8 protein-coding genes are annotated in these 12,836 nt (G+C 69.5%); 1 reads left to right on the plus strand and 7 read right to left on the minus strand.

Features of this window, described 5'->3' with window-relative positions; translation table 11 throughout:
- Positions 1–6: 6 nt before the first annotated feature.
- The 7 genes from ACSFA7_RS09225 to htpG are packed head-to-tail and all read right to left on the minus strand — an operon-like array spanning position 7 to position 10,243.
- On the minus strand, positions 7–1,224 hold the full coding sequence (locus ACSFA7_RS09225; RefSeq protein ID WP_435499103.1) for a VWA domain-containing protein: 1,218 nt from the start codon (positions 1,222–1,224) through the stop codon (positions 7–9).
- Positions 1,221–3,554, minus strand: a complete 2,334-nt coding sequence (locus ACSFA7_RS09230) for a DUF5682 family protein (RefSeq protein ID WP_435499104.1) — start codon at positions 3,552–3,554, stop codon at positions 1,221–1,223. The genes ACSFA7_RS09225 and ACSFA7_RS09230 overlap by 4 nt, the downstream gene beginning before the upstream one ends.
- A gap of 25 nt (positions 3,555–3,579) precedes the next feature.
- The gene (locus tag ACSFA7_RS09235; RefSeq protein ID WP_206176037.1) at positions 3,580–4,659 is read right to left on the minus strand and encodes an ATP-binding protein; all 1,080 of its coding nucleotides are present in this window, start codon (positions 4,657–4,659) and stop codon (positions 3,580–3,582) included.
- Complete coding sequence (locus ACSFA7_RS09240) at positions 4,656–6,203, minus strand: DUF5691 domain-containing protein (protein WP_435499105.1); 1,548 nt, start codon at positions 6,201–6,203, stop codon at positions 4,656–4,658. The genes ACSFA7_RS09235 and ACSFA7_RS09240 overlap by 4 nt, the downstream gene beginning before the upstream one ends.
- Complete coding sequence (locus ACSFA7_RS09245) at positions 6,200–7,552, minus strand: SWIM zinc finger family protein (protein WP_435499106.1); 1,353 nt, start codon at positions 7,550–7,552, stop codon at positions 6,200–6,202. Before ACSFA7_RS09245 ends, ACSFA7_RS09240 begins: the two co-directional genes overlap by 4 nt.
- 52 nt (positions 7,553–7,604) lie before the next feature.
- Entirely contained in the window at positions 7,605–8,210 is a 606-nt protein-coding gene (locus tag ACSFA7_RS09250; protein ID WP_435499107.1) for a hypothetical protein, read from the minus strand.
- Complete coding sequence (gene htpG, locus ACSFA7_RS09255; protein ID WP_435499108.1) at positions 8,207–10,243, minus strand: molecular chaperone HtpG; 2,037 nt, start codon at positions 10,241–10,243, stop codon at positions 8,207–8,209. The genes ACSFA7_RS09250 and htpG overlap by 4 nt, the downstream gene beginning before the upstream one ends.
- A gap of 282 nt (positions 10,244–10,525) precedes the next feature.
- Between htpG and ACSFA7_RS09260 the strand changes: the two genes are divergently transcribed.
- Entirely contained in the window at positions 10,526–12,808 is a 2,283-nt protein-coding gene (locus ACSFA7_RS09260) for an SdrD B-like domain-containing protein (protein ID WP_435499109.1), read from the plus strand.
- Positions 12,809–12,836: the final 28 nt, after the last annotated feature.

Here is a 12,836-nt window from a genome sequence, read left to right on the forward strand (position 1 = left end):
ACCACATCAGGCAGCGCGGCTCGTTTTCAGGCCCTGCCCTGCGGCCCATGTCGCGACGTCTTCACGCTTGATCGCAGCAGCCATGAGCCCCGGGAACGCATCGGGCGTGCACGCGAACGACGGCACGCCGAGCGCGGCCAGCTTCGCAGCCAGGTCGCGGTCGTAGGCGGGCGCGCCCTCGTCGCTGAGCGCGAGCAGCGCGATGAACTGCACGCCGGCCTCGACCAGCTCGTTGGCGCGGCGCAGCAGGTTGTCTTCCACGCCGCCTTCGTACAGGTCGGAGATCAGGATGAGGATGGTGTTGCGCGGCTCGCGCACCAGGCTCTGGCAATAGCCGACCGCGCCGTTGATGTCGGTGCCGCCGCCCAGCTGCACGCCGAACAGCAGGTCCACCGGGTCCTGCAGCTGCTCGGTCATGTCGACCACGGCGGTGTCGAACACCACGAGCTTGGTCGCCACCGCGGGCAGGCTCGCCATCACCGCGCCGAAGATGCTCGAGTAGACGACCGAGGCCGCCATCGATCCGCTCTGGTCGATGCACAGGATCACCTCGCGCTGCGGCTGGCGGGCCTTGCGGCCGTAGCCGACCAGCGTCTGCGGCACCACGGTGCGGTATTCGGGCTGCCAGTGGCGCAGGTTGGCACGGATGGTGCGGTTCCAGTCGATCTCGGAATGGCGCGGGCGGCGGTTGCGCTGGCTGCGGTTGAGCGCGCCGCTCACCGCGCTGCGCATCGGCTCCTCTAGCTTCTTCATGAGCTCGTCGACCACCTTGCGCACCACGGCGCGCGCGGTGTCCTTGGTGCCGGCCGGAATCACGCTGGACAGCGCCACCAGGTTGGCGACCAGATGCACGTCAGGCTGCGCGTTCTCCAGCATCTCGGGCTGCAGCAGCATCTGGCGCAGGTTGAGCCGCTCCATCGCATCGCGCTGCATCACCTGCACCACCTGGCTCGGAAAGTACTTGCGGATGTCACCGAGCCAGCGCGCCACGCTGGGCGCCGAATCGCCGCGGCCGCCGCGCTGGCCGCCTTGGCCTAGGCCGCGCCGGCCATCGGCTTCGTAGAGCGCGGCGAGCGCCTGGTCGATCTCGCGCACGCGGCCTTCGACGGCACCGCAGCTCGCGTTGGCTTCGCTGCCGAGCACGAGGCGCCAGCGCTGCAGGCGGTCGGTGGGCGGCAATGCTTCCTGTTCGGCGTCGGTGGGATCCTGAAGATTCGCGCTCATGCTTTCACTCCCAGCAGTTCCCGCAACAGCGGCAGCGCGAGCACCGCGCGTGTTTCGTCCCAGTCGGTGGCAGCCACGGCAGCGGGCAAGGTGCCACCGACCGCACCGCGTTTTGCACGCTCGCCGAGCGCGCGCCGGTCCGAACCTGAAAAATCCGCGAAGCTGCGGCGCACCAGCGGCAGCACCTGCACGAAGTGCTCTTCGCCGAGCCCCGAGAGCCAGCGGTCGACCAGCGACCAGACGGCCTCGTCGTGCAGCAGCACCATCGCGTTGCGGTTGAGAAAACCTTCGAGCCACGCGGCGGCCTCGGTCGGCGGTGCGCCGGCCGAGAGGTTGCGGCCGAGCTGTTGCGAGGCGGTGTCGCCTTCGAGCTGCGCATCGTCGAGCAGCAAGCGGCAGCTCACGCCGCGCAGCAGCGGCGCGCCGGTTTCGCCGAAGGCGATGGACCGCAGCGCGGTGCGCCAGGCGGCGGTGGTCTCTTCGCCGTCGCGCAGGCGCACCGCGTCGTGCGTGGCGATGAGCCGGGTGCGCAGCGCCTCGGCGGCTTCGGCATCGAGCGCGCCGCAGGCAATAGGCAGGCCGATGGCGCCGCGCACGATCAGGCTGTCGAGCACGTGCGAGAGCAATGCGCTGTCGGTCTGGCGCACGCTGCCGTAGCGGAACACGTTGGCCAGCGGCGGCACCGCGCCGATGAGCTGCACCGCGTCGCCGGTGAGCGCGGCCCGGTCTTCGAGCGCGCGGGTCACAGCCTGCACCGCGACCGGCAGGTCGGCCAGCAGCACGATGTCGACCTGCTCGGCGAGGGCGGTGAGCGAGGTCTCCGCGGCCAGTTCTTCCATCACGCGCGCGCTCGCGGCATGCGCCACGGTCGCGCCGAAGCGGCTGGCTTCGATGATGCGCAGTGCGAACTCGGGCTGCCATTGCAGTTGCCACACTTCGTGGAAGGTGCCGCGGCTCGCGCGCTGGCCCGCGGTGATCTCGCCCCATGGCAAATCGAGCAGCCGCAGGCGATGCAGCAGGTGGCTGCGCGCGAGGTCGTTCGGCTGGCGCAGATCGAGATCGAGCGTCTTCGCCGTCGCCTCGGGCTTGAGGCGCAGGCTTTTCTGCGCCTGCTCGATGTCGCGCTGCAGCGGCACGGTCGGCACTTCGGCGGGCACCTGGCCCATGCGGTCGCCGACGGTGAGGCGCTCGCGGATCAGCGTGAGCGGCGCCTGCTCGCCCATGCAGATCACGCTGCGCACGGCCTCGTCGAGTTCGGGCAGGCCCGGTGCCGGTCGCTCGCGCAGCGCGGCGAGCGTTTCGGCGAGGCGCGTGGCTTCGATCAGGTGGGCGGAGGAGCAGTCGAGGTCGTGTTCGCGCAGCAGCCTTGCCACGCGTGCGAGCCAGCCGGTCGTGCGGCCGGCCACTTGCTCGCCTTGCTGCCACAGGTGCTCATACCAGCCGGGCGAATCGATGCCCGCGCCGTAGCCGCTGGCACTCGTCAGATGCCGGTAGGTCCACGGCACCCAGGTCGCGAGCACCTTGAGCTTGGGCAGGCCCTTGAGCAAGGCGGCATCAGCCTTGGCCGTCACCGTGCTCTGCAGCGCGGGCACGTGCCAGGCGCCGCAGACGACGGCGATGCGCTGGTGGCCGGCCTTGACGGCTTCGCGGATCGATTGCCGCATGAAGGCTTCGCGCAGCTGCTCCCGCTCCATGGCGCGTTGGCCGCGGCGGTCTTCGGGCGTTTCGGCGCGCACTGCGGTCATCGCTTCGGCAATGGCGCCGAACAGGTCCTCGCCGTCGCCGCGCTCCTCGACCATGTGGTTCCACCAGCTCTCGCCGTCGGCATAGCCCGCGGCATGGGCGAGCCAGTCGAAGGGGTCGTCGGGCAGCGCGTTGGCGGTCTGAGCTTCCTCGGGCGCTTCGAGCGTTTCGGAGACGGGCACGTTGTCGGTCTCGTCGTCATCGAGCGGCGTTTCGGCAGGCGCCTCAGCCTTGGCCTCGTCCGCCGCACGCGCCGCCTGGTCGATGGCCATGCGGTGCGCCTGCGGCAGGTCGATGAAGCGCGTGGGCAGCGCGTGCTTCACGCCCCACTGCAGCGCCTGCCACTCGGGCGAGAACTCGGCGAGGGGGTAGAAGGCGGCCAGGCGCGTGTCGTCGTTCGCATGCACCAGCATCGCGACCGGCGGACGCAGGTCGGCATGCGCCATGAAGGAGAGCAGGCCCTCGGCCTCGGGCGGGCCCTCGACCAGGATGCAGTCGGGCTGCAGCGACTCGAAGGCGCGCAGCAGGCTGCGCGCGCAGCCGGGCCCGTGGTGGCGGATGCCGAAGTAATGCAGCGGTGATGCCATGTGCAATCGCGGTGGCGTGCGAGGCTCAGAGCTGTTCGCGGCAGGCGCGATAGAGATCCTTCCAGTCGGCGCGCTCCTTCACCACCGTCTCCAGGTATTCCTTCCAGACCACGTGGTCCTGCACCGGGTCCTTGATGACGGCGCCGATCAAGCCCGAAGCCACGTCGGCCGAGCGCAGCACGCCGTCGCCGAAATGGCCGGCCAGCGCCATGCCGCTGTTGATGACGGAGATGGCCTCGGCGGTGGAGAGCGTGGAGGTCGGCGACTTGATGCGCGTCTTGCCGTCCTCGGTCTGGCCGTTGCGCAGCTCGCGGAAGATCTGCACCACACGGCGCACTTCCTGCAGCGCGGGCGGTTCGGCCGGGAGCGCCAGCGCGCGGCCCAGTTCGGACACGCGCTTGACCACGATCTGCACTTCCTCGGCCTCGCTCGCGGGCACCGGCAGCACCACGGTGTTGAAGCGGCGCTTGAGCGCGCTGGAGAGTTCGTTCACGCCCTTGTCGCGGTTGTTGGCGGTGGCGATCACGGAGAAGCCGCGCACCGCCTGCACCTCGCTGCCGAGCTCGGGAATGGGCAGCGTCTTTTCAGACAGCACGGTGATCAGCGTGTCCTGCACGTCGGCCGGGATGCGGGTGAGTTCTTCGACGCGCGCGATCTTGCCGAGACGCATCGCGTGCACCAGCGGGCTCGGCACCAGCGCCTTTTCGGAGGGGCCGTGGGCCAGAAGCTCGGCGTAGTTCCAGCCGTAGCGCAGTTGCTCTTCGCTGGTGCCCGCGGTGCCCTGGATCAGCATGGTCGAGTCGCCGCTCACGGCCGCGGCCAAGTGCTCCGACACCCACGACTTGGCCGTGCCCGGCACGCCGTAGAGCAGCAACGCGCGGTCGGTCGCGAGCGTGGAAACGGCGATCTCCATGAGCCGCGAATTGCCGATGTACTTGGGGCTGACCTCGAAGCCGTTCGCGAGCTTTCCGCCCATCAGGTAGGTGAGCACGGCCCAGGGCGAGAGTTTCCAGTTGGCCGGGCGCTGGCGGTCGTCGACCTTCTGGAGCGCATCGAGTTCTTCGGCGAATTGCTGTTCGGCATGCTGGCGCAGGACATTGCTCATGGACGGCCTTGAGATGGAGAAGAAGAAGTGGACGAAAGACGAAGGGTTGAAAACAGCTGGCGCGCACGCACGATGCGTGTGGTGTCGCTCAATGCGCTGGCAAGGCCGGGGCTTTCCTCGGCGGCGCGCGGCAAGTCGGCCAGCAGGTGCAGCGCATCGGCATGCAGCAGCGCGGCCGCGTTGCCGAGCACCTGGCGCAGCACGTAGTCGTTGACGAGGTCGCCGCGTTCAACGCGCATGCGCAGCGTGGCCGCGAGCTTGCGCGACAGTTCGGCCGAAGGGGTTTCGCCGGGCGCGCAGGCCTGGTCGGCATAGGCGACGACTTCCTGCACGCCGTTACCGGATTCGCCGAGCTCGCTCGCCCAGTGGCGCTCGCGCCGTTCGCGAGGCAGCAGCGCGAGCAGTTGGCCGACCCACGCGCGCTGGCTGCGCGGGCGATCGAGCATCGCGTCGCACCAGTCGACATCGGGCACGGCGAGGATGGCTTCGTTCCAGCCGCGCAGCAGGGCGTCTTTCCAGTCGCTCTTCGCGGCCCATTCGAGCAGCGCGGCAGGGGTCATGCCGGTGTGGGCGGTCCACCACGCGAGCGGTGTTTGCCGCACGAGCTGGTACAGCCACCAGGCGCGCTCGCCGAGGCTGTCGTGGGTGGGGCGCACGGGATCGATGGCGTCGTCTTTCCAGCGCGGGTCCGCGGCCTCGGGGGCGTTCATCTGCCACGCGCCGCCTATCTGCGACAGCAGCGGTGCGAGGAAGGCTTCGATGCGCTGCACGTGGGCGCTGGCCGGCAGGCGCTGCAGCAGTTCGACCGCAGCTTGGCGCACGTCGCGCGCGCGGTCCTTGAGCAGGGCGTCGATCAGGGCTTCGTCGTCGGGGCTGATGTTCTCGGCCAGCGCACCGAGCAGCGCGGCGCGCTCCTTGGCGGGCAGTTGCGGCAGCTCCGCGGCGAGGCGTTCGCGCGCGGCGGCGGGATCGCTGCGGCGTTGCTCGGCAAGCACCGCGCGGCGCTGTTCGAGGCTGCCTTCGTCCCAGCGCGTCTGCGCATCGGCCTGCTCACTGGCGCCGACGGCGTAGCGCCAGTCGTCGTTGCGCGCGGCGAGCCAGAGGCCGCGCTCGCCGAGCGCGGGGATCACGGCGGGGCGCAGGTCGATCGCACGGCGGCCGGCGTCGAGCGCGGTGGGCAAGAGGTTGTGGGGCAGGCGCAGGCCGGCGGCAGTCAGCGCGGCGAGGCCTTCGTGCTGCAGGCGCAGCGGGCCGCTCGCGAGCGCGTCGGCGATGGCGGCTTGCAGCGCGGGATCGTTCAGCACGGGGCGCTCGTCGGCGGTGGCGACCGGCGCGTCGTAAGGCGAGAGGCCGGGCGCCACGAAGCCGGCGCGGCGGCCGACGGCCACGGCGCCTGCGGCACGCAAGAGCTGGCCTTGTACTTCGCCTTCTTGTATTACTTGCAGCAGCGCGGCGAATTCGCCTGCCATTCCCTCGACCGCCGGCACGGGTTGTCGGGCAGTGCCGACCAGCGCGGTCTGCAGCAGGGTGTTCCAGTGGCTCATGCACGCACTCCCGTCAGAGTCCAGATCGGCGCGCTGCCCGCTGCGGCGCCTGAGGCCCAGGCGGTGAGCGGCGCGAACTGCTCGCCGTCCCATTCGCCGAAGACGCGCAGCGGCGCGCCGCCCGAATGCGCCAACAGCTGCCAGGCCTCCTGCGTGGCCAATTGCATCGGCACGGCCTGCGGCGTGGCGTCGAGGCGCAGCCACCATTGGTCGCCGTGCCGCGCGGGCACGGCTTCGGCCCACACCATCGGCAGCAGCGGTTGCCAGGGGTTGGCGGCGATCTGTTGCGCCATGCGTTGCCACTCGTCGGATGCGTTCGACGCGAACTCTGCCGATGCAGCAGGCGCATCCGCCAGCAGCTCGGCCACCAGCGCGCGCTGCGAGGCGTGGCCGGGATAGAAGCACAGCACCGCGGCACGCTCGCTGCCGCTGACCCAGCCGGTTTCGAAACCGCGGCCACCGTGCGAATAGTCGAGCAGCAGCGCGCGCCGCCCGCTCGCGCGGCCCTGCAGCCACACATGGCGCTCGACCAGCTTCGCGTCGCGCTCGTCGGTGCACTGGCCCAGCACGAGCCAGTGGTCGCTGATGCGCTCGCCGTCCGCGAGCAGGCCTTCGCGGTCCTGTGGCCAGCCGAGCGCGATGCGCAGATCGGCCAGCGTGGCGGGCGAGAGCGACTCGCGGCGCGGCACCGCATCGACGATCAATTGAAGACGGCCCAGCCGGTCGAGCAAGCGCGCCGGCCAGCCTTCGCCCACGCCGATGAGTTCGGCCGCCTGCGTGATGCGCTGGCCGAGCCCCGGCGCCTGCGCATCGACCATGCGCGCCGCCATCGCGCCCCAGGCCTGCTGCTGTTCGCTGCCGAGCGCGGCAAGGCCGCGCTGGGTCTGGTCGTCGAGCCAGCGCGCGAGCTCCTGCACGCCGGCCTCGATGCGCTTCCAGCGCTGCGCGTCGCGCTTGGCGGCCGCTGCCGGGTCGGGCGCAACCGCGGGCTCGGCGGCGCGCGCTTCTTTTTTCTCGGCCTTGTCGCGGCGCGAGGCGATCCACTCGGCCACCCACGGCGGCGGTGTGCCGGCGGTGAAGCTGGCGCCGCTCTGCGCGCGCAGCAGCATCAGCGCAAGGCCGTGCTTGCAGGGGAACTTGCGGCTCGGGCAGGAGCAGCGGAACACCGGGCCCGCAAGGTCGACCTGCGTCTGGTACGGCTTGCTGCCGCTGCCCTGGCACTCGCCCCAGACGGCCTCGTCGGAATACCCGAGCGTGGGCCACTTGGCCGGTGCGAGCAGGCCCTTGGCGGCCTTGGCCGACGCATCGTCGGGTGCGAGCGCCAGGACGGCTTCTGTGCTGAGAGTCATCGGGGCACCCTCGCGCCGCTCCGCGGCGCGGATGATTGGAAAGACGCGACCATCAGGGCGCGACGGGATTGCCCGGCGTGCCGAGACTGCCGGCCGAAGCGGCGGCAGCAGGGGCCGGTGTGCTGTAGGAAACGCGCACCGCGGAAGGCTGCGGCGCGGCGGCGGCAACCGGTCGGGTCACACCGCCCTTGGTGACGGTCACCGGCGCGGCCGGTGCGATCGCTGGCACGGGCGCCACGGCGGTGACGCCGGACGTACCGGAAACCGGCACCGTGGCCCCGATCGCCGCCGTGGTGACCGGCGCGGCGCCGCCCGCGGGCGCATACCCCGGCTTGCCCGCATTCGGGTCGTGCAACACCACGCTCTTGCCCACGCCGACACCGGTGCCGATCGGCCCGATGCCGACGCCCACACCCACGCCTGCAGTGCCGGCCACCACGCCGGTGTTGTTGACCGAGACGCCCGCGCCGAGCGGGCCCCAGCCGGTATTCAGGCCGACGGAGAAATTGCCGTCCTTGGTGGCGCCCAGCCCGAGCGAGAGCCCGGGCACCAGCGGAATGCCGATGTGATAGTGCGAACAGCCGCTCACCAGGAGCATCGTCAGCAGCGCCGCCGGAGCGACGGCTGCTGCACGAAGGGTGCGCGGCCGGGCCGTCACACCAGCAGCGCGTTGACGCGCCTCACGTAGGCGGCGGGGTCGGCCGGGAGGCCCCCTTCGGCGAGCAGCGCCTGGTCGAAGAGGATGTTGGCGAGGTCGTCGAAGTGCTCGGAGCTCTCCAGCTTCTTCACGAGCGCGTGCTCGGTGTTGACTTCGAGCACCGGCTTCAGGTCGGGCGCGGGCTGGCCGGCTTGCTTGAGCATGCGCGCGAGCTGCGTGCTCATGCCGCCGTCCTGCACCACAAGGCAGGCGGGCGAGTCGACCAGGCGGGTGGTCACGCGCACGTCGTCGGCCTTGTCCTTGAGAGCTTCCTTCAGGCGCTCGAGCAGCGGCTTGAAGGATTCGGCGGCTTCCTCGGCGGCTTTTTTCTCGGCCTCGTCCTGCAGCTTGCCCAGGTCGACCGCGCCCTTGGCCACGCTCTGCAGCGGCGTGCCGTCGAACTCGGTGAGGTAGTTGAGCGCCCACTCGTCCACGCGGTCGGTCATGAGCAGCACTTCGATGCCCTTCTTCTTGAAGACCTCGAGTTGGGGGCTGTTCTTGGCGCCAGCCAGGGTGTCGGCCGTGATGTAGTAGATCGCGTCCTGGCCGTCCTTCATGCGCGCCTTGTAGTCGGCCAAGCTCACGGTCACGGCGTCGCTGGTGCTCGAGGCGAAGCGCAGCAGCTTGGCGATGCGGTCGCGGTTGCCCATGTCTTCGCCCAGGCCCTCCTTGAGCACCGCGCCGAACTCGGCGTAGAACTTGGCGTACTTGCCGGATTCGTCGGCGGCTGCGGCGGCCGTTTCAGCGGCGGTGGGCGTGTTCTTGTCGACCACATCGGTCACACCTTCGGTCGGCTCGGGGGCCGGCACCGATTCGCCCGAGCCCACGTCGATCTTGCCCTCGCCGCTCTCGGGCGCGGTCTTCTGCTTTTTCGCCAGGTCTTCGAGCATCGAGAGCACGCGCTTGGTGCTGCCTTCGCGGATGGCCTTCACATCGCGGCTTTCCTGCAGCAGCTCGCGGCTCACGTTCAGCGGCAGGTCGGCCGAGTCGATCACGCCCTTCACGAAGCGCAGGTAGCTCGGCAGCAGTGCCTCGGCGTCGTCCATGATGAAGACGCGCTTGACGTAGAGCTTCACGCCCGCGCTCTTGTCGCGGTTCCACAGGTCGAACGGGGCCTTGGCGGGGATGTAGAGCAGCTGCGTGTATTCGGTGCTGCCTTCCACGCGGTTGTGGCTCCAGGCGAGCGGCGCCTCGTAGTCGTGGCTGATGCTCTTGTAGAACTCCTCGTACTGCTCAGGCGTGATGTCCTTCTTGGGGCGGCTCCAGAGGGCGTTGGCCTTGTTGACCGTTTCCCACTCGCCGGTCTTCACCATGTCGCCGGGCTGGTCGTTCTCGCCTTCCTTCCACTCTTCCTTTTCCATGAGGATCGGGAGCGAGATGTGATCGGAGTACTTGCCGACGATCTGCTTGAGCTTCCAGGCGTTGAGGTATTCGTCGGCATCGTCGCGCAGGTGCAGCGTGATGCTGGTGCCGCGCTCGGCGCGGGTGATGTCGGCCACCTCGAAGTCGCCGGCGCCGCCGCTGACCCAGCGCACGCCCTGGTCGGCCGCAAGGCCCGCACGGCGCGACTCGACGCTGATCTTGTCGGCCACGATGAAGCCCGAATAGAAGCCCACGCCGAACTGGCCGATGAGCTGGGCGTCGGCCTTCTGGTCGCCGCTGAGCTTGCTCATGAAGTCCTTGGTGCCGCTCTTGGCGATCGTGCCCAGGTTGTCGATGGCTTCCTGGCGCGACAGGCCGATGCCCTTGTCGGTGATGGTGAGGGTGCGCGCGGCCTTGTCGAACGTGAGGCGCACGTCCAGGTCGGGCTGGTCTTCGTAGAGCTCGGGGTGGTCGAGCGCCTCAAAGCGCAGCTTGTCGCACGCGTCGGACGCGTTCGAGATCAGCTCGCGCAGGAAGATTTCCTTGTTGGAGTAGAGCGCATGCGTGACGAGGTGCAGCAGTTGCGCGACTTCGGCCTGGAAGGGGAGTTTGGTATTGGAAGAGTCAGCCATGAGGGAGAAATGTCGAGATCGAAAAAATTCTAAGTCGGCGCAGCGACCGAAAGACGACGCGGCGCCAACTTCTTCAGCTGAGGCGCGGTGTTCCAAAAACAACGATTGGGTTCGTAAACAGAGCAGCTTTTCACATTCGGGCCGGAACAATTTGGCATCGGCCACCAAAATTAGTACTTTCTATTGCTCAAAGTTACTGAAATTAACATTTGTGAATTACTCTCCGCACCCTGTGATTTGCAACCGGGGCCGCACCGCCCAAAGGAACGGAGATGTTGTTGGATGACGAGCGTGGCACTGTCGATTGCCGCCGGCCCGGCCGGAATGCCGTGGCGCCTCGTCGTCGCGCGGCTGGGTGCCGGCTGTGCCGCAATGCTCGCCTGTCTTGCACAGGCGCAGACCGCCCCGGGGAAGGCGGCAGCCGTGCCAGCCGCCGTGGCTGATGCCCGCATCCAGCCGATAGACCGCGCCCAGGCCGAGCAGGCGCGCCTGAAGGCGCTCATCGAGGCCGCCCCCAAGGCTTACCAGGACAACTTCATGAGCGCGCCGGAAGCTGGCGCCGTATCCGCCGACGACACAGCCGAAGAGCCCGAACAGCCGCAGGGTTTTCGCGCCTGGCTGGTCGAGAGCCGCATCGGCTTCGGCGATTCGAAGACCTCCGGCTACGGCCGGCAGCGCGCGGCCGAGTTCGGCCAGCGCCTCGAATACCGCCGCGAGACGCTCAACTACGGGGAGTTCGTGCTGCAGGCCGACGGCCGCCACCTGAGCGGCAACAGCCTGGCGAGCGGCAGCAGCATCGGATCGCTCGGCTACGCGCGGGACGCGAGCAGTGGTCGCATCACGCTGCGCAACCTCGGCTTTCCGATCACCCCGGAGACCTTCGCCGACAGCGCGGTGGGCGACATCTACAGCGAACTGACCGAGGGCCTGGGCCGCAACTACCGCCTTTCGCTCGGCAGCACCACGGTGCGCGGCGCATCGACGCGCATCTTCAACAGCGGCACCGATCTGCGCGCCGGCTTCGGCGAACGCGGCGCCCTGACCGGCGGCCCGTATCCCGGTTTCGAGAAGAACCAGGGCACGCTCGGCTGGCTCGGCATCACCCAGCGCCTGGGCGACAAGTGGCTCGCCGCCGCGCAGGTGGACCAGGCGCGCGACATTCCGGCTTACTACATCGACCCGCTCACCGGCCAGGGCTTCGGCGCGAAGAGCGTCACGAGCTGGGCCACGTCGCTGGGCTACGGCCGCGAGGTGGCGCAGAGCGGCGACTTCAAGGCCCGTGCCACGCTGCTCGGCAGCCGCACCCGCTCGCAGACGCCGGGCGTCGCCACCGGCGATTCGCAGGGGCTCTTCGTCGAGGCGAGCGCGCGCACCGGCCTCTATCGCCACGAGTTCGGCGCCTACACGGCAAAGCCGAACCTGTACTTCGGCGACTACGCCGTGGCCACCGGCACGCGCGGCGCCTACTGGCGCGTGGACCGCAACACGAGCCGCATGAGCTGGGGCGGCGGCCTCGACCACGAGCGCGCGCAGCCCGATGCCAACTTCAATCTCTCGGGCTACAGCCGCACCGGTGCGAACGGCAATTTCCAGTACCTGTTCGATCGCAACACGTCAGCCGGTGGCAGCGTGAGCGTCTACCAGACGCGCTATGAAAAGACCCCGGCCGCATCGGCCGGCAGCAACAGCACTGCCGACTCGCGCAGCCTCTACGGCAACGCCTTCTACCAGACGCGTTTCTTCGACCTGCCGCGCAGCCGCCTGAGCCTCACGGTGCGGCGCAACGAGCTGATCGTGCTCGGCGACCAGGCGGCCACCGGCCAGGAAGTGCAGTGGGAGCAGGACTGGGTCGGCGGACGCTACGAGAACATGCGCCCCGAGCTCACCACCACCCTGGGCTACGCGCACGACAAGAGCGGCGGCGTGGCGCGCGACTACCCGACGGCGGGCGTGCAGTTCCGCTACTGGCTCGACAGCAGCTTCAACATCTCCGGCAACCTGCGCTACACCTCGCAAAGCGGCGGCCTGTACACCAGCCGCGGCCTGTCGGGCTCGCTCATGGCCGAGAAGGAACTCGCCAAGGGCTGGCGCGTGGGCTTCGCGGCCAACTTCAACCAGGCGCGCGCCGCCGTGGTGCCCACGTCCATTTCCGGCCCGCAGCTCTACCGCAGCAACGACAAGACCGCCTATATCTACCTGCGCTGGGAGGGCAGCGCGGGTGCCGCCTTCCAGACCGCCGGCATGCGCGGCACCGGTACAGGCGCGGGCGGCGGCAGCGTGGCTGGGCGCGTGTTCTTTGACGCCAACCGCGACGGCGCGCAGCAGTCCGGCGAAGGCGGAGTCGCCAACGTCGAGGTGCAGCTGGACGGCCGCTACCGCACCACGACCGACCGCGACGGTCGTTTCGAATTCCCGTTGGTGACGACCGGTCGCCATCAACTGACGCTCACCCTCGACAGCGTGCCGCTCCCCTGGGGGGCGGCCGGCGACAGCGGCGTGAGCGTCAATGTTCCCTTGCGTGGCCAGGCCACCGCCGAGATCCCCGTGGTCAAGGTGGGCGAATGAGCGACGCGTTTCCCCCGGTCTTTTTCGT

Origin of the sequence: Variovorax trehalosi, assembly GCF_051216415.1 — a bacterium.
GTDB lineage: Bacteria > Pseudomonadota > Gammaproteobacteria > Burkholderiales > Burkholderiaceae_C > Variovorax.